The sequence below is a fragment of the Flavobacterium sp. HTF genome (assembly GCF_003105115.1).
In the GTDB taxonomy this organism is placed as follows: domain Bacteria; phylum Bacteroidota; class Bacteroidia; order Flavobacteriales; family Flavobacteriaceae; genus Flavobacterium.
Map to the genome: position 1 here is coordinate 1 of NZ_QETH01000036.1, position 26,572 is coordinate 26,572.

31 protein-coding genes, 2 pseudogenes and 1 riboswitch are annotated in these 26,572 nt (G+C 34.5%); of the genes and pseudogenes, 13 read left to right on the top strand and 20 right to left on the bottom strand.

Annotated features, from left to right (window positions below; all coding sequences use genetic code 11):
* Window positions 1-97, top strand: a pseudogene (locus tag DCO46_RS12330) (SufD family Fe-S cluster assembly protein); the annotation flags it as partial.
* Here the strand turns inward: DCO46_RS12330 and DCO46_RS12335 are convergent.
* From DCO46_RS12335 to ahcY, 3 genes are all read right to left on the bottom strand, one after another.
* Window positions 58-438 carry a hypothetical protein gene (locus tag DCO46_RS12335; RefSeq protein ID WP_243416305.1) on the bottom strand — a complete coding sequence of 127 codons (381 nt, stop codon included), beginning with the start codon at window positions 436-438 and terminating at the stop codon, window positions 58-60. The pseudogene DCO46_RS12330 and the gene DCO46_RS12335 overlap by 40 nt on opposite strands.
* Window positions 439-447: 9 nt before the next feature.
* A complete protein-coding gene (locus tag DCO46_RS12340; RefSeq protein ID WP_116752832.1) occupies window positions 448-732 on the bottom strand; it encodes a hypothetical protein in 285 nt (94 codons plus the stop codon).
* Window positions 733-1,089: 357 nt separating this feature from the next.
* The gene (gene ahcY, locus DCO46_RS12345) at window positions 1,090-2,406 is read right to left on the bottom strand and encodes an adenosylhomocysteinase (RefSeq protein ID WP_116752833.1); all 1,317 of its coding nucleotides are present in this window, start codon (window positions 2,404-2,406) and stop codon (window positions 1,090-1,092) included.
* Window positions 2,407-2,774: 368 nt separating this feature from the next.
* On the opposite strand from ahcY, the gene DCO46_RS12350 reads away from it, so the two are divergent.
* Window positions 2,775-3,425, top strand: a complete 651-nt coding sequence (locus DCO46_RS12350; protein WP_116752834.1) for a 4'-phosphopantetheinyl transferase family protein — start codon at window positions 2,775-2,777, stop codon at window positions 3,423-3,425.
* A gap of 85 nt (window positions 3,426-3,510) precedes the next feature.
* Here the strand turns inward: DCO46_RS12350 and DCO46_RS12355 are convergent, their stop codons facing one another.
* The 3 genes from DCO46_RS12355 to DCO46_RS12365 all read right to left on the bottom strand — a co-directional run bounded on the left by DCO46_RS12355 (window position 3,511) and on the right by DCO46_RS12365 (window position 4,872).
* Window positions 3,511-3,909: a group III truncated hemoglobin gene (locus DCO46_RS12355; RefSeq protein ID WP_116752835.1), complete on the bottom strand. Its 399-nt coding sequence runs from the start codon at window positions 3,907-3,909 to the stop codon at window positions 3,511-3,513.
* Window positions 3,906-4,193 (bottom strand): hypothetical protein, encoded by a 288-nt coding sequence (locus DCO46_RS12360; RefSeq protein WP_116752836.1) that lies wholly within the window; start codon window positions 4,191-4,193, stop codon window positions 3,906-3,908. Before DCO46_RS12360 ends, DCO46_RS12355 begins: the two co-directional genes overlap by 4 nt.
* A gap of 82 nt (window positions 4,194-4,275) precedes the next feature.
* Window positions 4,276-4,872, bottom strand: coding sequence for a Crp/Fnr family transcriptional regulator (locus tag DCO46_RS12365; RefSeq protein ID WP_116752837.1), 597 nt, complete (start codon window positions 4,870-4,872; stop codon window positions 4,276-4,278).
* A 95-nt stretch (window positions 4,873-4,967) separates the two neighbouring features.
* Between DCO46_RS12365 and DCO46_RS12370 the strand changes: the two genes are divergently transcribed.
* The 5 genes from DCO46_RS12370 to DCO46_RS12390 all read left to right on the top strand — a co-directional run bounded on the left by DCO46_RS12370 (window position 4,968) and on the right by DCO46_RS12390 (window position 11,234).
* Window positions 4,968-5,696 carry a geranylgeranylglyceryl/heptaprenylglyceryl phosphate synthase gene (locus tag DCO46_RS12370; RefSeq protein ID WP_116752838.1) on the top strand — a complete coding sequence of 243 codons (729 nt, stop codon included), beginning with the start codon at window positions 4,968-4,970 and terminating at the stop codon, window positions 5,694-5,696.
* An 18-nt stretch (window positions 5,697-5,714) separates the two neighbouring features.
* Window positions 5,715-6,335, top strand: coding sequence for a nicotinamide riboside transporter PnuC (gene pnuC, locus DCO46_RS12375; RefSeq protein WP_116752839.1), 621 nt, complete (start codon window positions 5,715-5,717; stop codon window positions 6,333-6,335).
* Window positions 6,299-8,413 (top strand): DUF4301 family protein, encoded by a 2,115-nt coding sequence (locus DCO46_RS12380; RefSeq protein WP_116752840.1) that lies wholly within the window; start codon window positions 6,299-6,301, stop codon window positions 8,411-8,413. The genes pnuC and DCO46_RS12380 overlap by 37 nt, the downstream gene beginning before the upstream one ends.
* A complete protein-coding gene (gene arfB / locus DCO46_RS12385) occupies window positions 8,413-8,817 on the top strand; it encodes an alternative ribosome rescue aminoacyl-tRNA hydrolase ArfB (RefSeq protein WP_116752841.1) in 405 nt (134 codons plus the stop codon). The genes DCO46_RS12380 and arfB overlap by 1 nt, the downstream gene beginning before the upstream one ends.
* 266 nt (window positions 8,818-9,083) lie before the next feature.
* On the top strand, window positions 9,084-11,234 hold the full coding sequence (locus tag DCO46_RS12390; RefSeq protein ID WP_116752842.1) for a TonB-dependent receptor: 2,151 nt from the start codon (window positions 9,084-9,086) through the stop codon (window positions 11,232-11,234).
* Between the two features lie 47 nt (window positions 11,235-11,281).
* Here DCO46_RS12390 and DCO46_RS12395 read toward each other — a convergent pair whose 3' ends face one another.
* Window positions 11,282-11,698, bottom strand: a complete 417-nt coding sequence (locus DCO46_RS12395; protein ID WP_116752843.1) for a hypothetical protein — start codon at window positions 11,696-11,698, stop codon at window positions 11,282-11,284.
* A gap of 156 nt (window positions 11,699-11,854) precedes the next feature.
* Between DCO46_RS12395 and greA the strand changes: the two genes are divergently transcribed.
* Both greA and DCO46_RS12405 read left to right on the top strand, forming a co-directional pair.
* Window positions 11,855-12,331, top strand: coding sequence for a transcription elongation factor GreA (gene greA / locus DCO46_RS12400; protein WP_116752844.1), 477 nt, complete (start codon window positions 11,855-11,857; stop codon window positions 12,329-12,331).
* Between the two features lie 23 nt (window positions 12,332-12,354).
* Complete coding sequence (locus DCO46_RS12405) at window positions 12,355-12,741, top strand: HIT family protein (RefSeq protein WP_116752845.1); 387 nt, start codon at window positions 12,355-12,357, stop codon at window positions 12,739-12,741.
* A gap of 38 nt (window positions 12,742-12,779) precedes the next feature.
* Here DCO46_RS12405 and DCO46_RS12410 read toward each other — a convergent pair whose 3' ends face one another.
* Window positions 12,780-13,931, bottom strand: a complete 1,152-nt coding sequence (locus tag DCO46_RS12410; RefSeq protein ID WP_116752846.1) for a sensor histidine kinase — start codon at window positions 13,929-13,931, stop codon at window positions 12,780-12,782.
* Window positions 13,932-14,093: 162 nt separating this feature from the next.
* Here DCO46_RS12410 and DCO46_RS12415 point away from each other — a divergent pair, with 162 nt between their 5' ends.
* The 4 genes from DCO46_RS12415 to DCO46_RS12430 all read left to right on the top strand — a co-directional run bounded on the left by DCO46_RS12415 (window position 14,094) and on the right by DCO46_RS12430 (window position 16,962).
* Window positions 14,094-14,969 (top strand): flavin reductase family protein, encoded by an 876-nt coding sequence (locus DCO46_RS12415; RefSeq protein ID WP_116752847.1) that lies wholly within the window; start codon window positions 14,094-14,096, stop codon window positions 14,967-14,969.
* A 32-nt stretch (window positions 14,970-15,001) separates the two neighbouring features.
* On the top strand, window positions 15,002-15,373 hold the full coding sequence (locus DCO46_RS12420; RefSeq protein ID WP_116752848.1) for a DUF3127 domain-containing protein: 372 nt from the start codon (window positions 15,002-15,004) through the stop codon (window positions 15,371-15,373).
* Between the two features lie 154 nt (window positions 15,374-15,527).
* Complete coding sequence (gene aat, locus DCO46_RS12425) at window positions 15,528-16,166, top strand: leucyl/phenylalanyl-tRNA--protein transferase (protein WP_116752849.1); 639 nt, start codon at window positions 15,528-15,530, stop codon at window positions 16,164-16,166.
* Between the two features lies 1 nt (window position 16,167).
* Window positions 16,168-16,962: an MOSC domain-containing protein gene (locus DCO46_RS12430; RefSeq protein ID WP_116752850.1), complete on the top strand. Its 795-nt coding sequence runs from the start codon at window positions 16,168-16,170 to the stop codon at window positions 16,960-16,962.
* On the opposite strand, the gene DCO46_RS12435 is transcribed toward DCO46_RS12430, so the two are convergent.
* The 12 genes and pseudogenes from DCO46_RS12435 to DCO46_RS12490 form a co-directional block, all read right to left on the bottom strand.
* Window positions 16,959-17,669 (bottom strand): HesA/MoeB/ThiF family protein, encoded by a 711-nt coding sequence (locus tag DCO46_RS12435; protein ID WP_116752851.1) that lies wholly within the window; start codon window positions 17,667-17,669, stop codon window positions 16,959-16,961. The genes DCO46_RS12430 and DCO46_RS12435 overlap by 4 nt on opposite strands.
* A gap of 68 nt (window positions 17,670-17,737) precedes the next feature.
* Window positions 17,738-18,874 (bottom strand): 2-iminoacetate synthase ThiH, encoded by a 1,137-nt coding sequence (gene thiH / locus DCO46_RS12440; RefSeq protein WP_116752852.1) that lies wholly within the window; start codon window positions 18,872-18,874, stop codon window positions 17,738-17,740.
* Between the two features lie 38 nt (window positions 18,875-18,912).
* Window positions 18,913-19,290: pseudogene (locus DCO46_RS12445) on the bottom strand (GxxExxY protein).
* A gap of 132 nt (window positions 19,291-19,422) precedes the next feature.
* The gene (locus tag DCO46_RS12450) at window positions 19,423-20,199 is read right to left on the bottom strand and encodes a thiazole synthase (protein WP_116752853.1); all 777 of its coding nucleotides are present in this window, start codon (window positions 20,197-20,199) and stop codon (window positions 19,423-19,425) included.
* Window positions 20,180-20,818: a thiamine phosphate synthase gene (locus DCO46_RS12455; protein ID WP_116752854.1), complete on the bottom strand. Its 639-nt coding sequence runs from the start codon at window positions 20,816-20,818 to the stop codon at window positions 20,180-20,182. The genes DCO46_RS12450 and DCO46_RS12455 overlap by 20 nt, the downstream gene beginning before the upstream one ends.
* Complete coding sequence (locus DCO46_RS12460; RefSeq protein ID WP_116752855.1) at window positions 20,811-21,563, bottom strand: hydroxymethylpyrimidine/phosphomethylpyrimidine kinase; 753 nt, start codon at window positions 21,561-21,563, stop codon at window positions 20,811-20,813. The genes DCO46_RS12455 and DCO46_RS12460 overlap by 8 nt, the downstream gene beginning before the upstream one ends.
* Window positions 21,530-22,132, bottom strand: coding sequence for a thiamine phosphate synthase (locus DCO46_RS12465; protein WP_116752856.1), 603 nt, complete (start codon window positions 22,130-22,132; stop codon window positions 21,530-21,532). The genes DCO46_RS12460 and DCO46_RS12465 overlap by 34 nt, the downstream gene beginning before the upstream one ends.
* A gap of 107 nt (window positions 22,133-22,239) precedes the next feature.
* A complete protein-coding gene (gene thiC / locus DCO46_RS12470) occupies window positions 22,240-24,063 on the bottom strand; it encodes a phosphomethylpyrimidine synthase ThiC (protein WP_116752857.1) in 1,824 nt (607 codons plus the stop codon).
* Window positions 24,064-24,171: 108 nt separating this feature from the next.
* Entirely contained in the window at window positions 24,172-24,378 is a 207-nt protein-coding gene (gene thiS / locus DCO46_RS12475; protein ID WP_116752858.1) for a sulfur carrier protein ThiS, read from the bottom strand.
* Window positions 24,379-24,445: 67 nt separating this feature from the next.
* A riboswitch (TPP riboswitch) is annotated at window positions 24,446-24,542 on the bottom strand.
* 88 nt (window positions 24,543-24,630) lie between these two features.
* Complete coding sequence (locus DCO46_RS12480) at window positions 24,631-25,200, bottom strand: DNA-3-methyladenine glycosylase I (RefSeq protein ID WP_116752859.1); 570 nt, start codon at window positions 25,198-25,200, stop codon at window positions 24,631-24,633.
* Entirely contained in the window at window positions 25,200-25,826 is a 627-nt protein-coding gene (locus DCO46_RS12485) for a hypothetical protein (protein WP_116752860.1), read from the bottom strand. Before DCO46_RS12485 ends, DCO46_RS12480 begins: the two co-directional genes overlap by 1 nt.
* Entirely contained in the window at window positions 25,826-26,503 is a 678-nt protein-coding gene (locus tag DCO46_RS12490; RefSeq protein WP_116752861.1) for a queuosine precursor transporter, read from the bottom strand. The genes DCO46_RS12485 and DCO46_RS12490 overlap by 1 nt, the downstream gene beginning before the upstream one ends.
* Between the last annotated feature and the right edge of the window lie 69 nt (window positions 26,504-26,572).

Here is a 26,572-nt window from a genome sequence, read left to right on the forward strand (position 1 = left end):
TTTCTCTGATCGTTCGACAGGAGTTTTCAACGGAAAATTTTTGGTAGAAAAAGAAGCTCAAAAAACAAATGCTTTCCAAAAAAGCAACAATATTTTATTTGTTTTATAATCTTTAAATCGAATATAACCTTCATTCTCGCAATCCGGGCCGTTGTCAAAAACGTACAGACTGTCACGACCGGTAATTTTTCCGGTTTTAGTTAAATAATAGCTCTTCCATTTTCCGTTTTCTTCTTCGGTAACGGCAATTATATTTTCGAATTTACGGGCAATTGTAAAGCCTGTAAATTTGGGTTCGATTTTGATATTACCACCTTTATCTTTAAATCCGGTTAGTGTAGTGTCTTTATCATAAAATGCAAGCCAGATATCGTTGCTTTGGGCAAATACTGAGCAATTTAGAATGAAAAATATAGAAAGGATAATAATCTTTTTCATGAAACGTTTTTATCTGATATGAATTTCTAATTCATTATTTTTTGCTTCTTCAAAACAATCGGAGCATAACATTTTAAAATCGGCCAGGTTTTGAAAAGCATCATTCCATTCTTCTCCATTATCCAAAAGATATTGTTCGCATTCTCCACACCAGGCAATTTGCGGGAGGTCTTCTTCTGCTTCTGAATAGAAAAAACCAACTTTTTCTTTTTGGTCTATTGCCATTGCAATGTGAATACAAGAAAAAGACATTTCTTTTGAGCCGTGTATATCACATATAATTTTCTCGATCATTTTGGTTGTTTTGAATTTAAAAGGCTTTTAATTTCAAATTTAAAGTTATAAACTAAAAAACCTGCAAATGTCTTGTTAAATTAAATCGTTTTTGATGTACGTGAGCGTGAGGGATAGGAGCAGGCTACCGAAGTAGCGCGGATAGCCCGACAGGATCCCGATAAGAGGGCGTATATGCGTAAAGTAAATTTGCCCTCTTATCGGGATGGTGGCACGCCGGGATTCTTTTTTGGTTTCAAGTTTCAAGTTTCAGGTTTTCGTACAACTTGAAACATGAAACCTGAAACAAAAAATAAACCCGACAGATTTTTAAAATCTGTCGGGTTTGAATATGTAATTCTAAATTCTAAAATTGATTTAGTATCTGTAGTATTCTGGTTTGAATGGGCCTTCAACTGGAACTCCAATATAAGCAGCCTGATCGTCACGTAAAGTCTCTAATTCAACACCTAATTTAGCTAAGTGTAAAGCAGCTACTTTTTCATCTAAATGTTTTGGTAACATATAAACGTCATTGTTGTAAGCAGCACTGTTTTTCCATAATTCGATTTGAGCCAAAGTCTGGTTAGTGAATGAGTTACTCATTACAAAACTTGGGTGACCTGTAGCACAACCAAGGTTTACTAAACGACCTTCAGCCAAAATGATGATATCTTTTCCGGCGATTGTATATTTGTCAACCTGAGGTTTGATTTCGATTTTAGATGCACCGTGGTTTTTGTTTAACCAGGCCATATCAATTTCGTTATCGAAGTGACCAATGTTACAAACAACAGTTTTGTCTTTCATTTGCTCGAAGTGCTCTCCAAGAACGATATCTTTGTTTCCTGTAGTGGTAATGATGATATCAGCATTAGCAATTACAGTGTTTAATTTTTTAACTTCATAACCGTCCATTGCAGCTTGTAAAGCACAAATTGGATCGATTTCAGTAACTGTTACAATAGATCCGGCACCTCTGAAAGAAGCAGCAGTTCCTTTTCCAACGTCACCATATCCACAAACGATAACTCTTTTTCCAGCTAACATTAAGTCAGTTGCACGACGAACTGCATCTACAGCAGATTCTTTACAACCATATTTGTTATCAAATTTAGATTTAGTAACAGAGTCATTAATATTGATTGCAGGCATTGGTAAAGTTCCGGCTTTTACTCTTTCGTAAAGTCTGTGAACACCAGTTGTAGTTTCTTCAGAAAGACCTTTAATTCCAGGAACCAATTCCGGGAAACGATCAATAACCATGTTAGTTAAATCTCCACCGTCATCCAAAATCATGTTCAATGGTTTTCTGTCTTCACCAAAGAATAAAGTTTGCTCAATACACCAGTCAAAAGACTCTTCGTCAAGACCTTTCCAGGCATAAACCTGAATTCCGGCAGCAGCAATAGCAGCAGCAGCCTGATCCTGAGTAGAGAAAATGTTACAAGAAGACCAGGTAACCTCAGCACCAAGGGCAATTAAAGTTTCGATCAAAACTGCAGTCTGGATTGTCATGTGTAAACATCCGGCGATACGAGCACCTTTAAGAGGTTGTTCGTCTTTATATTCAGCACGAAGCGCCATTAAACCTGGCATTTCAGCTTCAGCTAATTCAATTTCTTTTCTTCCCCAAGCCGCTAGAGAAATGTCTTTTACTTTGAAAGCCACATAAGGCGTAGTCGTTGTACTCATTTATAGTATATTTGTATTGTAAAATTTTTGCAAATTTAAGGAATAGCTTTTGAATTTTACTAATTTCTGTAAGATTTGTGAAATCTTTAATTTCTTAATCTTTAGAACATTAGTTTGAAAAACGATTTTAACCATATAAGTGATATATGTTCATTTCAAAAAGAATTGTGTGGAATGCTTTTTTAGACCATATAAGTTATATAAGTTCATTTAAAAAAGATTCTTAAACCAGTGCCTTTCCTACGAATTGCTTATATTTACTAATGCATTTTAAACCTGCAGTTATATTTTCTTAAATGACTTATATGGTTTAAATTATACCACGCATAATTTATAATTAACCATTCACAAATTCATAATTAAAAAAAATGCCTCTATTTCAGACTATACAATGCAATGAAAATACCCGAATTTTAATTTGGGAAATAACAGAATCTTTTGACGAACTGAGAAGCAAAGTTGTCTTAAAAGAAAAAACGCAACTGAGATTAAACGGGATGAAATCTGAAATGCATCAGCGTGCCTTTTTGAGTGTTCGGATGCTGATTCAGGAAATGGGTTTTACAGATAAGGATTTGCACTATGATGAGTTTGGGAAACCTTATTTTGATTGTCATAATTATATTTCTATAACACATTCCTATCATTTTGCAGCCATAATTATCAGCAATGAAACGGTTGGAATTGATATGGAATTACAGCGTGAAAAAATCATCCGTATTGGAGATAAATTTACGGACTATGAATGCAAATACCTGCAGCCTGATTTTTCTGAGGAATACATTAAAAAATTAACGGTGATCTGGGGTGCAAAAGAAGCAATCTTTAAAATCAGAAACGAGAAAGGAATAAGTTTTAAAGATCATATTCAGATTGAGCCTTTTTCTTTGGAAGAATCCCAAACTGATGCCAGCCTTCATTTTGATAATCTGGTTAAAGATTTTGAGGTACATTATAAGGAAATACAATCAGAGAATTCTGAAGATAAATTTACTCTGGTTTTTGCTTTTGAAAAATAAATTCAAAATTTCCGCATTAACACAAGGTATGTGATTTCTCGTTTACTCAAATAACATACTTTGCTTGCAGTAACGGGTTAAAAATTTAAACTTCGCTTTCTTTCTTGCGATGCTCAAACATACTCACAAAAAGAAAAGTTCCCATTTTTCTGGCACGTCTTTTAAGGGTTTCTACATTTTCGCCTTCAAAATGTTCTTCTAAAGTCTGAAACCAGTAGTTAAGCCAGATTCCGAATTCGTTTGACGTTATTTTACCCTCAAAATGTTCATCAACTTCATTGTGAACCGCATGCGGATTTCCTTTATATTTTTTTACGGCAAACAAATTGGTTTCCCAAAAATCGGTTAGTTTTTCCAGATGAGCGTCCCAGTCTTTTATCATAGTATTAAAATAAAAGCCGATTTCCTTATCGGCTCTTATTTTAGCATAAAAGGAATGAACCAGAACTTCGATGTCAGCTCTGTTTTCTATTTGCTTTTTCATATTAATGTGTTATTTAAAACGATGAACAAAATGCTGAAAAATACACTTGTCAGGATTAAATTAAAAACTGTTTTATGGCTCATTTGCGCAAGAATTGATGTGTTTGCAAACATATTAGTAAATACAATTATTGCCAATTGAATCATTTGTGTTACTGATGTTCCGTTAGACAATACAAACATTGCTGCGGTTGCGCCTAAACAGCTTTGTCCAATTACTGCCATTGTAGCAGAACCAATGTAACTTTTGTTGAAATTTTCGAATGTTGTGTTATAAAGTGTCATGATATATAGTGTTTTATAGTAGCAAATTTACCACCATAGCACACTAAGGTTTTATGACTTAAATCATAAAGCAAGAACTTTTTTAGCGGTATACTTTTCTGTTTATTATTTTTAAGACACCTTTTTTTTCCAGTGATTTAATAGTCCTGATAACAGTTTCTACACGCAAACCTGTCAGGTCGCCAATCTGTTGTCTGGTAAAATTGATGAGATAACCATTCTGATCTTTTTTAAAATTAAAATAAGCAATTCCGTGGTCAATCAATTTTAATACCCGATGCTCCGGTTCCTGTGTAGACATTTCTGCAGCCATAACCGACTTATAATACAAACGCTGGGCTAAGTTTTCGATTATTTTAATGCTTATCGCGGGATTTTCCTCAAGAAGTTTCATGAAATTTGATTTTGAAAGATACAAAACCTGAGCATCTTCAACCGAAACAGCACTAGCAGGATATTTTTGATTTAAGAATAATGGAGGCTCGCCAAAAGACTGGTCTTTATAAAAAATCCCCTGAATAAATTCCCGTCCGTCATCATTATAATTATTCATTTTTACTTCGCCCGAAACAATCTGATAGTAATGTGTAGGGAGATTCCCTTCTTCAAAAATAATTTCGTTTTTAGGGAAATATTTTTTTACTGCACCGTATTTTTCCAACAGATCAGTTGTAATCATAATTTGTCTTTTTGGTTATCAAAAGCCTTTAGACAAATATAATTCATTCCATATAGTTCTTCTGCATTAAAAAACTTTTACTTTTACGCCCGATTATGAGACCACAAATACCGCATATATATCAGCAGATTGTCAAGGCTAAAAACGAAAGTAAAAAGCTTCTGGCTATACTTTTGGACCCGGATAAAATTGTTTGGGAGAATTTAGAAGACCTTTTGCTTAAGATAAATCAATCTCCGGCAACTCATGTTTTTGTGGGCGGAAGTATTGTTAAGGCTACAATTTTAGAAGAATTAATTGCGGAATTAAAACAAAAAACAAATTTGCCTGTTATTATATTTCCGGGAGATCCTTCGCAGATTTCACCGCAGGCCGATGCTATTTTGTTTTTGTCCCTTTTGTCCGGACGTAACCCTGATTATTTAATAGAGTATCAGGTACAAGCGGCACCAATTTTAAGAAAAACAAATTTAGAGATTATTTCGACAGGATATATTTTAATAGAAAGCGGTAATGAAACAGCAGTGGCAAGAGTCAGTAAAACAGAGCCATTAAATCGTGAAAACCTTGATTTGGTGCTGGCAACTGCACAAGCAGGAGAAATGTTAGGAAATAAATTAATTTATCTGGAAGCAGGGAGTGGTGCAAAGCATTCTGTTCCCGTAGAAATGATTAGGCTAATTGCGCAAAATGTTGAAATTCCGATAATTGTTGGAGGAGGAATTGTAGATTTGCAAGGCATTCAGGAGGCTTACAAAGCAGGCGCAGATTTGGTGGTGATAGGAACAGCATTTGAAAATAACAGCCAATTTTTTGAATCTTAAATTTTTTAAAACCAGTTTATGATAGATTTTTTTCTGGAAAGTTATAAAAATGCTCCTCTTTGGCATATTGCTTTAGAATTCTTGGTATTTGTGTGCGGAATTTTGAGTGTATGGTTTGCCAAAAAAGAAAATATTTGGGTGTACCCAACCGGTTTAATCGCAACCGTTATTTCAGTTTACCTTTTGTATGTTGCCGGCTACATTGGAGATATGATTATTAATGGATATTTTTCTATTATGAGTATTTATGGCTGGTATGTGTGGGCAAAAGGAGGAACAGTTGAAGATAACCTGCCGATTACAAGAACGAATTTTAATGAAAAAATAATCGGAATCCTACTGTTCTTTGTGACCATTTTTGTAGTTTTCGGGATTTATAAATATTTTGATTATGAAATCAAAAATGACAATTATGTCGATATGATTTCGTCAGGGATATTTTTTGCGGGAATGTGGTACATGGCCAGGAAAAAAATCGAAAACTGGACACTTTGGATTATTGGTGATATTATTGTTGTGCCTCTTTATGCCTATCGTGGCTTAGGAATGTTGTCGCTTCAATATTTAATTTTTACAATTTTGGCTATTTCAGCTTATTTAGAATGGAGAAAAATCTTAGACAACAAAAAACATCAATAATAAAAATTGCTTTATTTGGGCCTGAAAGTACAGGAAAAACAACTTTGGCAAAACAACTCGCGGACTATTACGAAACGGAATGGGTTCCTGAGTTTGCACGCGATTATTTGCAGGAAAAATGGGAAGAGAATCAGCATATTTGTGTGGCTGATGACATGCTGCCTATTGCTTTCGGACAAACTGCGCTCGAAAACGAAAAACTTGATACTGCAAAAAAATACCTGTTTTGTGATACTAATTTAATGGTTACAAAGGTTTTTTCTGAAATATACTATGGTTTTTGCGATCCGCTTTTAGATGAAGCTGCATCACAACATGAATACGACCTCGTTTTTTTGACTGATATTGATGTTCCTTGGGAAAAAGATGATATCAGGGATACTCCTGACGGACGCGAAACGGTGTTTTCTACTTTTAAAGAAACTTTAATAAATACACAGAAACCGTTTATAACCCTTTCGGGAAATAAAGAAAGTCGTCTGGCACAGGCTGTATCCATTATCGATAATTTGACAATAGCGAAAGAGAAAGGTTTTACTTCTGCTGATTTTGTTGAAATTTATAAACATGGAGTCTCTTTTGAAAATGTTTTAAGGCAATTAAAAGCTTTTAAGAAAGGTATTGCAAAAAGTAATTTAATTAGTCCGGCTACCATAAATAATGGTATTTTAAGTTTGTCCCAATCTGAGTTTGAAGAGAAAGCAGCTTTTTACGATCTGGAAAAATCAAAATTAAAATTGAAAAAGTTTGTTCCGGCTTCTGGAGCAGCAAGCAGAATGTTTAAGTTTCTGACTGCTTTTTTAAATGATTTTAACATTAATAAAGAAACCATAAACGCTTACAGAAATAGAAAGCAAGACAGTGAACTTCCTATTTTTATAGTGGCAATGGAGAAATTCCCGTTTTTTAAAGCAGTAGATAAAAAGCTAAGAGAGATTTATCCTGATTTTGAATCTTTAGACAGAGATTACAAAAACTATTATTTCATAAAACTATTGTTGTCTTCAGACTATTTTGATTTTGCTAACAAGCCAAAAGCGGTTTTGCCATTTCATGAATATAAGACTCATATTGCCAACCCGATAGAAGAACATTTAAACGAATGTCTTCATTATGCCACTGCAAATCAAATTTCTAATTTGCATTTTACCGTGTCAGAGGCTCATCAGGTTTTATTTGAAGAAGCTGTTACAGCACTTAAAGAAAAAATAGAAAAAGCATCGGGAACCCAAATCAATACGACATATTCCTATCAGAGCAAAAAGACAGATTCTATAACTGTTGATGCCAAAAATAAAATTGTTCGCGATAATAATAATGCTATAGTTTTCAGACCTGGCGGGCACGGAGCTTTAATTGAGAATTTGAATGCACTTGAGGCAGATATAATTTTTATAAAAAATATTGATAATGTAATTCAAAACCATATTGATCAAATTACATTGTACAAAAAAGCATTGGCAGGAATTTTAATTACAATGCAGCAAAAGGTTTTTGGATATTTAAAAGCGATTGAAAAAGACGAAATTCAACAAGACGAAATATCAGAAATTGTTTTGTTTCTAAAAGAACATCTAAATACAGAAATCACTAAGGATTTTAATAAATTTACCATAGAGAACAAAATAATTAAACTTAAAGAATTATTAGACAGGCCAATTCGAGTTTGTGGAATGGTTAAAAATGAAGGAGAGCCTGGAGGGGGACCATTTTGGGTAATGAATAATAAAGGAGAAGTTTCACTCCAGATAGTAGAAACATCTCAGGTAGATTTATCCAATCAGAAGCAAAAGCAGATTTTGACAGAAGCAACTCATTTTAATCCTGTCGATCTGGTTTGCGGTATAAAAAACTATAAGAATGAAAAGTTTGATTTGCAACAATTTGTAGATCAGAAAGCCGGATTTATCGTAGAGAAAAGCGTTGACGGAAAAACAGTCAGAAGTTATGAATTACCGGGTTTATGGAACGGATCTATGGCAAACTGGCTTACCATTTTTGTTGCTGTTCCGCTGATAACATTCAATCCCGTAAAAACGGTTAACGATTTATTAAAACCAGCGCATCAGCCACAATAATGGATATCGAAAAAATCATATCAGAATTAAATTTCAAAGCTGTAAGGAGCAGTGGCGCCGGCGGACAAAATGTAAACAAAGTATCTTCAAAGGTAGTTTTGTCCTTTGATCTGAATGCTTCGCAATCCTTAACTGAAGAAGAGAAATTGCTTTTGAAAACAAATCTCGCAACACGTTTTACTTCAGAAGATATTCTGATTTTAAATTGTGATGAAGACAGAAGTCAGCTTAAAAATAAAGATATTGTTACGAAACGATTTTTAGAACTAATCAAAAAAGGACTTTATGTACCTAAAGTCAGAAAAGCGACTAAAATTCCAAAATCTGTAATCAAAAAAAGGATTAAGGATAAAAAGAATATCTCTGAAATAAAACAATCCCGAAGAAAGCCAAACTTAGATTAAATCCCAAATTCCAAAAAGATTGTTGTGAAACTGAGTTTTTGGAATTTGGAATTTGTTTTTTGGAATTTAACACATTACATTTGTCCTGTCTCAAAGGGGTGCTCCAAATAACGAGCTGAGATCATACCCAAAGAACCTGAGCGAGTAATGTTGCTAAGGGAAAAAACGACAATTGTTAGCGTGCACACTATATCTTGTCGTAAGAAACACATTTATTAATTTAACAAAAGAATAATTCCCCCTTTTATTCGTAAATTTTTTTACGGATGAAAACATTTTTTAAAGGTGCTGAGGTACTAAGTTACAAAGGTTCTAAGTTGAACCGAATATCTATTTTCTTTACTCTGTTTTCTTTATTCTATTCTCTATTCTCTTTTTCACAGGAGCAAGATTCTACAAAAGTGAATTCACTTGATGAGGTTTTGGTTTCTGCGGTTCGTGCTACGACAAAAACGCCTGTTTCGTTTAGCAATATGGACAAAAAAGATATTAAATTTAGAAATCTTGGTCAGGATATTCCAATACTTATGAATTATCTTCCATCTGTTGTTACAACATCTGATGCCGGAGGCGGAATAGGTTACACCGGAATCAGGGTTCGTGGAAGTGATGCGACAAGGGTTAACGTTACCATAAACGGAATCCCGTACAATGATGCAGAAAGCCAGGGAACTTTTTGGGTAAACATGCCCGATTTTGCTTCTTCTGTAGAAAGTCTGCAATTACAACGAGGCGTAGGAACATCAACAAATGGTTCCGGAGCTTTTGGAGCAAGTTTAAATATGCTTACCGATAATTATGCGTCTAAAGCAAATGGAGAAATTTCGAATTCTTTCGGAAGTTTTAATTCTCATAAACATACTGTAAAATTTAGTACAGGTTTATTAAACGATCATTTTGAACTTGCAGGACGTTTGTCAACTATAAAATCGGATGGTTATATTGACAGAGCAAGTTCTGATTTAAAATCTTATTTTCTACAAGGAACTTACGTTGGTAAAACGACTTTAATAAAAGCACTGGTTTTTGGAGGAACAGAAAAAACATATCAGTCATGGAATGGTATTGATGCCGTAACTTTAAATGAAAATCGAACTTTCAACTCTGCAGGAATGTTTACTGATGAGGCTGGAAATACACGTTTTTATGACAATGAAACCGATAATTATCAACAAGATCATTATCAATTGCACTGGAGTGAGTCTGTATCTGATAACTGGAGTACTAATTTAGCATTTCATTATACCAAAGGAAAAGGATATTACGAAAATTATAAGGAAGATGCTGAGATGGCCGATTATGGCCTGCTTCCTGTCGGGTTAATAACAACGACAGATTTGGTGCGCCAAAAATGGTTAGACAATGATTTTTACGGAACCACTTTTTCTGCAAAATACAAAAATGAAAAACTGGATGTTATTTTTGGAGGAGGCTGGAATAAATATGAAGGCGACCATTTCGGAAAAGTAATCTGGGCAAGAAATGCTTCTCAATCAGAGTTGGGGGATCATTATTATGATGATTATTCGGCTAAGACAGATGGTAATATTTTTACGAAAGCAAATTATCAGCTGACAGAAAAATTAAGTTTCTACGGAGATTTACAATTTAGAAGAGTGACTTATAAAGCGAATAGTATTGAAACTGGTTTGGTAGATGATGATTTTAATTTCTTTAATCCAAAAGCAGGTTTGAACTTTGAAATCAATCAAAAAAACACTTTGTATTTCTCTTATGCAAGAGCTAACCGCGAACCAAACAGAACCGATTATGAAGGCGGAAATGTAAAGCCGGAAAAACTAAATGATTTTGAGTTAGGATGGAGATTTAATTCAGAGAAATTTCAGTTAAATTCCAACTTCTATTATATGGCATACAAAGACCAGCTAATTTTAACCGGAAGACTGGATGATGTTGGAGCACCAATTCGTTCAAACAGTGAAAAAAGTTACCGTTTAGGGCTTGAGGTTGATGCAACGATTTCACTTTCAGAAAAATTTATCTTGCGTCCGAACTTTACTCTGAGCAGTAATAAAAATGTTGATTTGGCTGTTGAAGGAGAGAATTATGGAACAAAAGACATTGCTTATTCTCCGTCGGTTATTGCAGGAAATATTATTGTATATAGTCCAATTCAGAATTTACATTTTTCATTATTGCAAAAATTTGTAGGTGAGCAATACATGAATAATATCGAATTGCCGGAAGCAAAACTGGCAGATTATTTTGTAAATGATTTTAATGTTTCCTTCGAAATAAAACCTAAGACTATTTTTAAATCCATTATGGTAACAGGTTTAGTGAATAATTTCTTAGATAAGAAGTACGTTTCAAATGGAGCCATGTGGGATGTATACCCATACTACTATCCTCAGGCCGGAACTAACTTTCTACTGGGATTAACTTTGAAATTCTAAAAAATAAAAAAGCCTGAAAATTTTAAAACTTTCAGGCTTTTTTATTTTTAGTTATAAACATGAATCACGCTTCCGCTTGCTTCTACACGGTATTGTTTCATTGGATATTCTTTATCGCCAATCCCGGTATATAGACTATAGGTGCTTTTGTCACAGGAACACACAGCATTAATTCCGTCAATAGTCATCGCAGTGCAGGAATTTAATGGCTGATTTGGACAGGCAGCATCAAAAGCCGTATAAGTTCCCGGTCCGGTCATCATGACAATTAAACCTTTTGCACCATAATTTGGTACAAAAACAGGATTACTGGGATACAAAAGTTTGTTATAAGCCGGCAGGTTCGTGTTAATATAAGCGCTTACAGAATAATTTGGGATATTCGGATTCTTGCTACTATTGTTACTGTCGCTACAAGATAAAAGTGTACAGACAAGCAGGGTTAAAAGCCAGATTTTTTTCATTATTTTAATATGAATTAGTTAAACAAAATTAAATTATTTACATTTCAATTCTATATGATTAACATATAATTATGTACTATAAAAAATTATAGTATATTTGTAGTAAGAAAATCCCGTCGCGATGGGATTTTTTGTATTTATATAAACGATGAAGTTATGAGTAAAGTATCTTATTATACAGCAGAAGGATTAAAAAAGCTAAAAGATGAATTAGACCACTTGAAAAGTGTAATGCGTCCAAAGGCATCTCAGGATATAGCGGAGGCAAGAGACAAAGGAGATTTATCTGAAAATGCAGAATATGATGCTGCTAAGGAAGCGCAGGGATTATTAGAAATGAGAATTGCTAAATTAGAAGAGGTATATTCAAATGCAAGATTAATAGACGAATCACAACTTGATGTTTCTAAAGTTTTGGTACTTTCTAATGTAAAAATTAAGAACCAAAGCAATGGAATGGAAATGAAATATACATTGGTTGCAGAAAGTGAAGCAGATCTTAAAACCGGAAAAATTTCGGTAACATCTCCTATTGGAAAAGGGTTACTTGGAAAGTCTGTTGGAGAAGTAGCAGAAATCACTGTGCCAAATGGTGTTTTGAAATTTGAAATTCTTGAAATCTCAAGAGATTAATTAATCAAATAAAAGAGCATACAATGTCAATATTTACAAGAATAGTCAACGGAGAAATTCCGGCTTACAAAATTGCCGAAGACGATAAGTATTTGGCTTTCTTAGATGTAAATCCAAATGCAAAAGGACATACACTTTGTATTCCAAAACAGGAAATCGATAAGATTTTTGATATGGATGACGAACAGTATTTAGGACTAATGAAGTTTTCTAAGAAAATTGCAGCTGCTTTGGAAAAAACAGTTCCATGCAAAAGAATTGGAATGGCTGTTGTAGGTTTAGAAGTTCCTCATGCACACGTACATTTGATTCCATTGAATGAAATGGACGAAATGCGTTTTCATAATAAAGTTTCACTTTCTAAAGAAGAATTTGAAGTTTTGGCAAAAAATATTCAGGCGAATTTATAGTTTGTTTTGAGATCATATTAAAAGTGCAGTAAATTGTTTTACTGCACTTTTTTATTTAACTGAATCTGAAAAGTAGTTCCTTTGCCTAATTCAGAATGCAAAACTTTTATTTTTCCGTAATGATATTCCTCAACAATTCTTTTGGTTAAAGAAAGTCCCAGTCCCCATCCACGTTTTTTTGTGGTAAAGCCCGGTTCAAAAATAGTTTTAAATTGATTCTTTGGAATTCCGGTGCCTGAATCTTTTACAGTTATTTTTACATGCTTGAGATCCTGTTCAATTTTAAGTTCCAAAATACCCTTTCCTTTCATTGCATCAATTGCATTTTTAACCAGATTTTCTATAGTCCAGCTGTATAATGTCGGATTGATATAAGCTAAAATCGGGTCTTTTGGGGCCAGATAGGAGAAGGCAACCTGTTTAGAAAAACGCGATTGCAAATATTCGTATGTATTGAATGTCTCTGCAATAATATCATGGGCTCCTAAAACAGGAACAGACCCTATTTTTGAAAAACGGTCCGTAATAGTTTGCAGTCGGTCAACATCTTTTTCAATTTCTACTGTAATAGACTGATCAATTTCTTCGGTTTTTAAAATTTCAATCCAGCCGATTAGTGAAGACAATGGCGTGCCAATCTGGTGCGCAGTTTCTTTTGCCATTCCGGCCCAAAGTTTATTTTGCGTCGCCATTTTAGTGCTTTTGTAAAAATTATAAATCAAAGCACCAAACAAAAATATAATCAGCAATAAAGCAACAGGATAATATTTAAGTTTATTTAGTAATGCCGAATTTCCATAATACAGTTTTTGATATTTTCCGGGAGAATATTCAAAGACAATAGGTTCATTTTCATTTTGCAGCTTTCTCAAAAAAGCCATAGACTTTTTCTCATCCTGCAAAATGGATTCCGGGACATTTCTCGTTGTAAGGATCTTGTCATACATCGTCAGGATTACCGGTATAGAAGTGTTGTTGCTTGAAATCTGAAGTGGCAGTTCAAGATCTGTATTTTCATCAGCATTGATTAATGCGATTTGCGCATTTGCCAAAAGTTTCATTTTTATCCTTTCCTCATTTTTAAAAATCTGGAAAAAGGTATAGGTATTCCAGAGAATTAGAGAAATGATTAAAAAGGAGATGCTGATGATAATCCAACGGGTAGTATTTCTTCTTTCAGAAAAAAACATATATTAATTTTTGAGGTATAAATATAACGAAATAAACACATTTAATATTTTGTAATGCTCCAAAAGATTTTTTGTTTTTAAATCTAAAACTATTTCTTTCGCTTAATCGATTTCTATACTTTTGTAGTTGCCAAAATGAGATTTGGTTAAAAAGGAAAAATTATGATTAGCATTAACCCTAAAGAAATACCAACAGCAAAATTACATGGTTATTTACAAAGTGCCATAGGGCCGAGACCTATTGCTTTTGCCAGTACAATTAGCGAAAAAGGAATTCCGAATTTGTCGCCATTTAGTTTTTTTAATGTTTTTAGCGCTAATCCGCCAATTTTAGTTTTTTCACCTGCAAGACGTGTACGCGACAACACGGTTAAGCACACACTGATTAATGTTGAAGCAACAGGCGAAGTGGTCATAAATGTTGTTAATTATGATCTGGTACAGCAAACATCATTGGCAAGCACAGAATATGCAGAAGGGGTAAACGAATTTATAAAAGCCGGCCTGACACAAATTCCTTCAGATTTGGTAAAACCATATCGCGTAAAAGAATCTCCGGTACAATTTGAATGCAAAGTCACACAAATTATTCCGTTGGGAACAGAAGGGGGAGCAGGAAATTTAGTCTTATGTGAAGTCGTGAAAATGCATATCCACGAATCAGTTTTAGATGAAAACGGAGCAATCGATCAGCACAAAATAGATTTGGTTTCAAGATTAGGAAGTAACTGGTATTCAAGATCAAGCGAAGGACTTTTTGAAGTGCCTAAACCACTAACCACCTTAGGAGTTGGAGTAGATGTAATTCCGAATTTTATCAAAGAAAGCCCCGTATTTAACGGAAATGATCTTGGAAAATTAGGTAACATTGAAGCCTTGCCTACAATGGAAGAAGTTAGTATATTTGTGAAAGAAAATTTTTCTGTAAAAGGAGTTTTGAGCTCCGATGACCAGGAAAAAATACACCTGGAAGCTAAAAAATATCTGAATAATGATGATGTTGAGTCGGCCTGGAAAGTGCTTTTAGCAAAAAAATAAGAATAGAATCAAATAATTAATATAGAAAGAAGATGGAAGTTATAGGAAAAGTAAAAGTGGTTAACCCTGAGCAACAAGTTAGTGCCTCATTCAAAAAAAGAGAATTGGTTGTTACTACAGATGAGCAGTACCCACAACACATTTTAATCGAATTTACACAGGATAAATGCGATTTATTGAGTAGCTATAAGCAAGGAGAGGCAGTAAAAGTTTCTATCAATTTAAGAGGAAGAGAATGGGTTAACCCACAAGGAGAAACCAGATATTTTAATAGTATTCAGGGTTGGAGAATCGAAAGAGTAGGTAACGAAGCACCTTCACAAACACCTCCAATGCCAGCAGCAGAAGCTTTTGCTCCGGCTACAAACTTAAACGAAGACGAACCGGACGATTTACCGTTCTAAGAGTTTAAAAAAACAATATAAAAATTCCAAATTCCAATTCATTACTGTGTTTTGGGATTTGGAATTTTGTTTTTGAGCAATTAGTCATTTCTAAGAATTGGAATTTAGAATTTCAATATTGGAATTTTAAATTAATTATTGATTATTTTAAAAAATGCATTATTTATCAAAAGACTTATTTTTTCCGGCAGTTTCAGAAGCAGATGAAGAAGGGATTCTTGCCATTGGAGGAGATTTAAGTCCGGAGCGTTTACAGCTGGCATACAAAAGCGGTATTTTTCCCTGGTTTAATGAAGGAGAACCTATACTTTGGTGGTCACCGGATCCGAGGATGGTTTTGTTTTTAGACGAATTGATTGTCTCAAAAAGTATGCGTGCCGTTTTGAATAAAAAAATATTTAAAGTTACTTTTAATCAAAACTTTAAAGACGTAATTTCGAATTGCCAAAAAATAAAACGCGAAGGACAGAACGGAACGTGGATCTCTAACGATATGATTGATGCGTATTGTAACCTTCACGAAAAAGGAATTGCAAAATCAGTTGAGGTCTGGCAGGATGAGGTTTTGGTCGGCGGTTTATACGGAATTGATTTAGGGCATGTTTTCTGCGGAGAAAGTATGTTTTCTAAAGTTTCAAATGCATCAAAAGTAGCTTTCATTGCTTTGGTTGAATATTTAAGAAAAGGAAATTATAAATTATTGGATTGTCAGGTTTATAATCCTCATTTGGAAAGTTTGGGCTGTTGCGAAATTGACCGTGAAGAGTTTATGTCTATTTTAAAAAGTGAGTAAAATGAATACCATTCATGTTGTAAAAGAAATTTATATCTACCCGATAAAAAGTCTGGCAGGAATAAGCTGTCAAACAGCTTTAGCAGAAGAAATGGGATTTGAAAATGATCGCCGATGGATGTTGATTAATGAAGATAATCTGCATGTTACGCAAAGAGAATACCCTATAATGAGCCAGTTTTATCCGCAGATTTCAGAGGGTAAAATAAGTATCACTTTTGAAAATGATAAACATGAATTTTCTATAGATGAAGATTTGAAAATTCCAATAGAAACCAATGTCTGGGAAGATAAAACAGAAGTTACGGAAGTAAGTAAATCAACATCTGAATGGTTTAGCAAACATCTAGGTTTTGCATGTAAATTAGTCAGAATCAATAAAATTGGCGACCGTAAACACGAAAGTTCCAGATCTAAGGAAACTTACAATGTAAGTCTCGCCGATGGATACCCTTATTTACTTGTTGGGACAAAAAGCATGGATTTTCTTAATGATAAACTAGATGAAAAAATCACGGTTAAAAGATTTCGCCCAAACATAGTAATCAGTACTGAAAATCCTCATGAAGAAGATGATTTCAATACTTTTAAAATAGGAGAAATTCAGTTCAAAAATGTAAAACCCTGCGGAAGATGCATTATGGTTAATAATGATCCGGAGAAGGCAGTTGTAAAAAAAGAACCTCTGAAAACATTAAGTAAATACAGAAATGTAAATAATTCTGTTTTATTTGGGACTAATATTGTGAGCTTAAATTCAGGTATTATTAGTGTAGGGGATGCAGTTGTTTTTTAAAAAGTCAGCTTTTTAAAATTCCAGTTTAAAGTATCAAAAAGAAGCAGTTCATTTTTTAAAGCTGGTAATTCTAAAATAAGTTTTAAGGTTTCGTGTGCCATCATATTGCCGATAATTCCGGGCAAAGTTCCTAAAACACCATTCAGGTTACAATTTGGAACATCTTTCGGATCCGGCATTTCAGGGAATAAATCACGCAGGTTTTTACCTCCGTTATGATTAAAAACAGCAATTTGTCCTTCAAATTTCAGGATACTTCCGTAAACAAGCGTTTTACTCAAATCTACACAAGTATCATTGACTAAATAACGGGTTTTGAAATTATCAGAACCGTCTACAATTATGTCAAAACCCTGAATAAGCAGAGAAGCATTTTCTACAGTCAGTTTTTCCTCAAAAGCAATTACGTTTATTAACGGATTTAACTTCATAAGCACCTTTTTGGCTGTAGAAGCTTTAGAAAAACCAACCTGATCTTCTGTGTATAAAATCTGGCGATGAAGATTATGGATTTCGATAGTATCAAAATCTACAACACCAATAGTTCCAACACCTGCAGTTGAAAGATATTGCAAAACCGGACAACCTAAACCTCCTGCGCCAATAACCAGTACTTTTGCATTTTTAATTTTTTCCTGACCTTCATCTCCAATTTCAGGAAGTATGGTTTGCCTGTTGTAACGAAGGAATTCCTTGATAATGCTCATTATTTTAGTCTTAAAGTTTGAAAGTCGAAAGCTCAAAGTCGAAAGCGTATTGTATTAAGTGAAAGACTTTATGACTTTAGACTTTCAAACTTTCGACTATATGCCTCGTGCCAGTCTTTCCAGACAGGTTCATAGCCTGCGTTTTTTATGATTTGTGAAATTTCAGCAGCTGAGCGTTCATCACTGATTTCAAATTGTTCCAGAGATTGCGGATCCACAACATAGCCGCCGGGATTTGTTTTAGAGCCTGCACTCATGCTTGTAACGCCAATAGGAATGATATTATTCCTGAATTTTTCATTTTCCCTTGTTGAAATCGAAATTTCCAAATCTTCATTCCACAAACGATACGCACAAATGAGCTGTGTCAGATCTTTGTCATCCATAATAAAATTAGGTTCGATAATTCCTTCGGCTGGACGTAACCTTGGAAAAGAAACCGAGTATTTTGTTCTCCAGTATTTTTTCTGAAGATAATCGATATGGAGCGCATTAAAAAAACTATCCGTACGCCAGTCTTCCAAACCTAACAAAACCCCTAACCCAATTTTATGAATTCCGGCATTTCCTATTCTGTCGGGCGTATCTAATCGATAATCAAAATTTGACTTTTTGCCTTTCGTATGGTATTTTTTATAAACTTCCTGATGATATGTTTCCTGATAAACCAAAACAGAATAAACACCGGCTTGGTGTAAACGCTGATATTCTTCAACCGAAAGTGGCTGCACTTCAACTGAAATAATCGAAAACTGATTTTTGATAAGTTCAATAGCGTTTATAAAATAATTGATGTTTACAGCATAATTGGCTTCTCCGGTAACTAATAAAACATGATCGAAACCGCTATTTTTTAGTGCCTCGGCTTCAAGTTTTATTTCGGCATCAGAAAGTGTTTTTCTTTTGATTTTATTATCCAAACTAAAACCGCAATAAGTGCAGATGTTTTGGCATTCATTGCTTAAATACAACGGCGCATACATTTGAATGGTTTTACCAAAACGTTTCATTGTAAGTTCATGACATTGCTGTGCCATTTGCTCTAAATAAGATTGTGCGGCAGGCGAAATCAGTGCTAAAAAATCATCAAGATTTCTTTTGTTTTTAGCGAGAGCCCGCTCAACATCTTTTGATGTGATTTTATATATTTTGGTTTGAATTTCATCCCAGTTATATTGCTCAAAAATAGATTTGAATGTGTTCATTTTATTTTTTTTCACGCAGATTTAGCTGATTGTGCAGATTAAATTTTATTGACTACCCGATTAATATTGTCCAAAATATTTGTACAATTAAAATTGACTAATAGGCCAAGTTTTTTATTTGTTAATTTTAAATAGGTTGTTAGTTGTTTGTAATGAACTGGCTTTAATTCTTCTACAGATTTTAATTCAACAATGACTTTGTCTTCAACCAATAAATCCAATTTAAATGTAATATCCAGATAAGCATCATCATATTTTACCGGAATTTCAAGTTGTTTTTGAACTTTAAGATTATCCTTTTGTAATTGATAATATAGAGCACTTTCATAAATGGATTCAAGTAAACCGGGACCTAATTTATTGTAAACTTTGAATATTGATCCTCTTACCTTATATTAAATTTCATTTTCTGACATAGTATTTTTTTTGTTCAAAAATAAAGAAATTTCTTTCTTTTTATAGTTGGATTTTTCATACAAATCTGACAGACAATGCATATTAATTTTCTTAAATCTGCATAATCAGCTAAATCTGCGTGAAACAAAATTTTAGTCATATAAAAACGATGTAAGTGGACTCGAAGCCACGGCATAATTATGCTGATTGGCAATTTTAGCTTCAAAAGCTTTTCTTCCGGCAATAACCGCTTCTTTAAAAGCTTCTGCCATTAATTCCGGGTTTCCTGCAGCGGCAATAGCCGTATTTACGAGAACGGCATCTGCACCGATTTCCATAGCTTTAGCAGCATCAGAAGGAGAGCCAATTCCGGCGTCTACAATTACCGGAACATTGCTTTGTGCTATGATTATTTCTAAAAAATCAATGGTTTTTAAACCTTTGTTACTTCCAATTGGTGAACCCAAAGGCATTACCGCAGCAGTCCCTGCTTCTTCTAAATGTTTGCACAAAACAGGATCGGCATGAATGTAAGGCAGAACAATAAAACCTAATTTCACCAGTTCTTCTGTAGCTTTTAAAGTTTCGATTGGGTCCGGCATTAAATATTTTGGATCGGGATGAATTTCCAGTTTTAACCAGTTTGTTTCTAACGCTTCACGCGAAAGCTGAGCTGCAAAAACTGCCTCTTTTGCATTTCTTGCACCCGAAGTATTAGGTAATAAATTAATTCCGGGATGATTCAGGTGCGATAAAATGACATCCGTTTCAGTTTCTAAATCAATTCGTTTTAAGGCAACGGTAACCAATTCACTTTTTGAAGCCAGGATTGCTTTTTCCATTTCCAGATTTGAACCAAATTTTCCGGTACCGAGAAACAACCGGGATTCAAATGTCTTATCTCCCATATTAAATGCTGATGTTTGCATAGAGTTTTTCTTTGAGTTGTGTGATTAATTTTCCTTTTTCCGGATTATTAGTAATTAAACCGGAAACGGCAATTCCATGAATGCCCGTTTCCATTAATGGATCTATATCCTTTAATGTGATTCCTCCAATAGCATAAACAGGAATATTTATTTTATTTTTTTTTAGCTTTTGAATAATTCCAAAATATCCTGATAATCCTAAAATCGGACTCAGTTTTTCTTTTGTAGTAGTATATCTAAAAGGCCCTAGACCAATATAGTCACAGCCATTTTTGACATGATCAGTGATATCTTCATAGGTGTTTGCAGTTGCTCCGATGATTTTTGTACTGCCTAAAATTGCTCTTGCCTCGTCAATTTTCATGTCAGTAAGACCTAAATGTATACCGTCTGCAGCAACTTGCTGAGCGAGATATAGATTGTCATTTACAATGAAATTGGCTAAGTATTTTTCGCATAAAACTTTTGCAGCTTCCGCTAAAGCAAATGTGTCTTCAGGAGTTTGATCCTTGAAGCGCATCTGAATCCAGTCGCATCCATTGTCAAGTGCCGCATGAATGTTGTACAATTGAGATTCGATAGTATTTCCCTGGGAAATGTATTGCAGTTTGTTATACATAATGATATCCGATTAAAGTTGAAGTTGAGCTCAGGTATTTTTCGATATAATTTTTAGCATTCGTGCAGGCTTCTGTGATAGGTTGATTGAGGGCTAAATTGGCAGTAATAGCAGACGATAAAATACAGCCAGAGCCATGTTTTTCAAAACAGTTTTTTTCTGATGGCAGCAAATTGATGATTTCATTTTTTAGAAACAGCTGATCCTTGCCCGGTTCAGTTGCATTATGCCCGCCTTTTAAAAGAATTGCTGTACTGATTTCGTTTTCTATCCAGAGATTCTCTGATATAAAACCCGGAAACAACTGTTCGATTTCATTATAGTTAGGCGTAATCAAATCAACTTTAGATAGAATCTTATGTAAATCTAATCTGTCCTCTATGGTTAAAAATTCAAAATTGGTGGTCGATTTTAAAACAGGATCCCAAACAATTTTTGTGTTTGGAGATTCTAATTTAACAAACGAAAGAATCCGGTTGAGATAAGCCAAAGAAGGAACAATTCCAATTTTAACAGCGCTGATTTTGTAGTTTTGAAATAGCGTTTCAATAGACCGGATAACGAAACTCAAATTAGTCCATTCCATTTCAAAAAACGCATTTTCTGTCTGGATTGTATTTGCGGTTATGATTGCAAATCCGGTTACCTGATGCTGCTCAAATGTTTTTGCGTCAGCAAGAACCCCGGCACCTCCCGAAGGATCCAGGCCAGCTATAGAGAGTACGTATGGGCGATTTTTTGACATAATTTGAATTGTTTTATTGGATTTTCATTATTCCAGACAGCTCCTAAAAGAGCGATATCATCAAAGCCATTTTCAAGTGTTTCTGCAATATTTCCCGAATCAATTCCGCCTAAAGCGACAACTTTTGTCCTGAAGTTTGTTCTTGATTTTAAAGCTTCAAAAAGATTGTTTTTTGGGAGATAATTTTCTTTGGAAATGCTTTTAAAAACCGGGCTAAAAAAAGCGTAATCAAATCCATTTTCTATCGAATTGAAATCTTCAATAGAATGCGTTGAGGTTGAATCATACCGGTAAGGTTTTGGAAATCCTGCAGTAGAGTTGTGAATGTGCTTTCTTTCTTTTTCAGAAAAATGAAATCGGTTAATTCCAAAATCTTCTGCTAATACATGATGGTTATGTAAAACAAGTTTATTTCTGTTTTTCAGTTTAATCTGATGAATAAACTGCACCATTTCCATTTCAGAAAAGTCAGGTTTACGGATATGAAGCAAAGGCAATCCTTCTTCAAATAAAGAATAAATTATCTTAATTTCATCTGCAACAACAAAAGGATTTGTAATTACGATCATTTTTTGAAAGTATTAAGATTTGGGTATTAAGTATTAAGACAAAAGTTGGAATGAAATGTCTTCTGATTAGAAATCTTAATACTTAATACTATAATCTTGATTCTACATTAAATATAAATTTCTTTCCCCTGTTCAATAAACTCTTCTGATTTCTCCTGCATTCCTTTCTCTGCAGCAGCAACATCCCTGATTTCCTGAGATATTTTCATCGAGCAGAATTTTGGTCCGCACATGGAGCAGAAATGTGCCACTTTTGCACCATCGGCAGGAAGCGTTTCATCATGAAATTCTCTTGCAGTATCGGGATCAAGTGCCAAATTAAACTGATCTTCCCAACGGAATTCAAAACGGGCTTTGCTCAGTGCATTGTCACGGTATTGCGCTCCCGGATGTCCTTTTGCTAAATCTGCAGCATGGGCTGAAATTTTATAGGTAATCACACCATCCTTTACATCTTTTTTATTCGGCAGTCCAAGATGTTCTTTTGGTGTTACATAACACAACATTGCGCAGCCGTACCAGCCAATCATTGCCGCACCAATTGCTGATGTAATGTGGTCGTAACCCGGAGCAATATCAGTAGTTAATGGCCCTAAAGTGTAGAATGGAGCTTCATGGCAATGTTCCAGTTGTTTATCCATATTTTCTTTGATCATGTGCATTGGTACGTGCCCCGGACCTTCAATAAAAACCTGAACATCATGTTTCCAGGCAATTTTAGTTAATTCACCAAGCGTTTCCAGTTCGGCAAACTGAGCTGCATCATTTGCATCGGCTATAGAACCCGGACGCAAACCATCGCCCAAAGAAAAAGCAACATCATATTGTTTCATGATTTCGCATATTTCTTCAAAATGGGTATACAGGAAATTTTCCTTATGATGAAATAAACACCATTTTGCCATAATTGATCCGCCACGAGATACGATTCCGGTAACACGATTTGCGGTAAGATGGATGTATCTTAATAAAACTCCGGCATGAATCGTAAAATACGAAACGCCTTGTTCTGCCTGTTCAATCAGAGTATCACGGAAAATTTCCCAGGTTAAGTCTTCTGCAATTCCTTTTACTTTTTCCAATGCCTGATAAATAGGAACTGTACCAATCGGAACAGGCGAATTACGAATAATCCATTCCCTGGTTTCGTGAATGTTTTTTCCTGTCGAAAGATCCATAATCGTGTCAGCTCCCCAACGGCAAGCCCAAACGGCTTTTTCTACTTCTTCTTCGATGCTCGAAGTCACCGCACTGTTACCAATATTAGCATTGATTTTTACAAGGAAATTACGTCCGACAATCATCGGTTCGCTTTCGGGATGGTTAATGTTGTTTGGAATGATAGCTCTTCCGCAAGCCACTTCAGAACGTACAAATTCCGGAGTAATTTTGCTTTTTGGTGTATTGGCCCCAAAACTGTGTCCGGCGTGTTGGCACTGCATCGCTTTTGTCTGCTCGTTTAAAAGATCAATACGCTGATTTTCACGAATGGCAATATATTCCATTTCAGGAGTGATAATGCCTTGTTTGGCATAGTATAACTGTGTTACGTTGGCACCTTTTTTAGCCCTTTTTGGCTGGTGCAGATATTCAAAACGAAGATGGTTCAGATTTTCATCCTTTAATCGGGCTAATCCATAATCAGAAGTTATTTCATTTAAAATTTCGACATCATTTCGGTCCAGAATCCAGCTTTCGCGTAAGCGTGGTAAACCTTTTCTAATATCAATTTCAATATTGGGATCAGTATAAGCACCGGAAGTATCATAAACGGTTACGGGTGGATTTTTTTCAATTCCCCCGTTTGAAAGTTTAGTGTCACTTAATTTGATTTGACGCATGGCGACTTTTATGGGATGAATTTCTCCATCAACATATATTTTTTCCGAATTAGGGAATGGTGTTCTTGAGATTTGTTCTTCGTTAGTCATAAGAAAAGAAGTTATAAGTTGTGATTTACTGTAGAGACGCACTGCCGTGCGTCCATGTATATATAAAATTGGAATTTGGTTCTGAATCTTCTGAATTGGAATTTATTTCTATCCACCTTGCGTGGCAGAAATAATCAGAATTTCATCAGTTTCCTGTACGAGGAATTCGTTCCATTTGATTTTTGGAACAACGGTATTGTTAATAGCAACGGCGATTCCGTTTTGTTTGTGCGGAATTTCGAGATCGAGCAATGACTGAACGCTAAGTGATTCAGCATTGAATTGTTTTACTTGTTGGTTGATTTTTAGTTCCATTCCTTTTAAGTTTAGTGTATAGTTACACGATAGGAATGGCTACAAAATTACGCGTAGACGCGCGCATAGAAGTCATCTTACTTTTCCCTACGCTAGTATGAACTAGATCAGGTTCAGAGGGTAAAATCTCAGCCTGCATGTTGCAGACACCCCTAAAGTGTGAAGCAAATGTAATGAATTTTGTTTAAAAGTTTGAAAAACTTTCAGATTTCATGTTTTACTAACCAGAAACCTGGAACCTGAAACAAAAAATCACTTCGTTCTTGTCCAGCAATCTTCAATATGGTCATTGACCATTCCGGTTGCCTGCATGTGAGCATAAATAACGGTTGAGCCTACAAATTTGAATCCACGTTTCTTTAAATCTTTACTAATTTCATCCGAAAGTGGAGTAGTGGCAGGAACATCTTTTAAGGTTTTTGGATTATTGTTAATAGGTTTTCCATCGGTAAATTTCCATATATAATCTGAAAAAGTACCAAATTCTTCCTGTATTTTTATGAAGGCTTGTGCGTTTGTAACAGCCGCACGGATTTTTAATTTGTTGCGGATGATTCCCGTATTTTCTAATAGCTCTTCGATTTTTTCTTCCGGATAATTGGCAATTTTTTTATAATCGAAATAATCAAAAGCAGCTCTGAAATTTTCTCTTTTGTTCAAAATAGTAATCCAGCTCAGTCCGGCCTGAAAAGTTTCAAGGATTAAAAATTCAAATAAAGAGGCATCATCATACACCGGAACTCCCCATTCTTCGTCATGATATTTTTTGTATAAATCGCTGGCAGAACACCAGCCGCATCTTATTTTATTTTCGCTTTCCATTACTTTCCAATTTTCCAGTGATAGCCTTTTACTGAAGGGATGTATGCTTTATTTCCGATGATTATTAAGTCAGTATAGATTTTCTTATTATATCTGATTCCGATAGCTTCTCCGGAAGTATACATTTTATTGGCTTCAAATTTGAGTTTCATTTTGGCGTCTGTAAATCTTGCATCAGAAATTCTTTCTACAAACCACGTTGATTTCCATTTTACTTCAATTTCATCTTCCGCCGTTTTGGTAATGCTTTTTATCATCTTTATTCCGTCAGCAGGAATATTATGATCTTCAATAAGTTCTTTTTGTGTTAAAGTCTCTCCGGTTTTGCAATCTGCCAGGAATTTTTTAAAATAAGTAATTCCCAGAAATTTTTCATTTCCGATTTCCCGTTCTATAATACTGTCAATCGTAGTTTCTGTATTTTCAGGAATAATCTCCGTCTTACTAATTTTATCTGTGATTGAATTTTTATAAGCTTTTACAGTTTCAATTGTGCTTTCTGAAATAGTTTCTATTTTGTTTGAAATACCGTCAGTAACTTCCAGTATTTGCTTTTTAGAATTTTTAGAACAACTTGTAATCAGGCATATTACCAGGGCTGAAAAATAGATTTTATAATTTTTCATTATTTTAAATCTTCTTTGTCTGTATGAAGATGATCTTTTTCCAGATATTTTTTTATCAGATGATGTCCGGCATAAATAAGCGGTGTCAATAAAATCGCAACCGAAAGTTTAAAAATATATCCCGTTAAACCGGATGAAATATAAGTATCAAAATCAATTTTTCCCGGTAAGTAAAAAGCAATTCCAAGTACAATAAAAGAATCGAATAATTGTGAAATTACTGTTGATCCGGTTGTTCTGAGCCATATCTTTTTTTCTCCGGTACGTCTTTTAAAAAACCAAAATATCCAGACATCTATTAATTGCGATACTATAAAAGCGATTAAACTTCCAACAATAATCCACATACTCTGACCAAAAACGGCCTGAAATTGTTCGTCATTTACAGGACTAATCCCTTTTGCGGCCGGAATCACAATTGCCATAAAAAGAATAAGAAAGGCGTAAGCAATCAGGCAGGCTGTAATAAAAGAAAGCTTTTTTACTCCTTTTTCACCAAAATACTCATTGATTAAATCAGTTGTCAGAAAAACAATTGGCCAGGGCAATATTCCTATACTCATTACAAAAGGGCCAATCTGGATTAATTTTCCACCTATTAATTCGGCAACGACTGCGTTGGTAATAAAAATTCCTGCAAGAATAACGAAGACAATTTCTCTTTTGGTTTTAAACATATTTCTTTTTGGTAAATGAAGTTTCAAATTTAAGTTATTTCTATTTAAGTTGAAGATTCACTATATAAA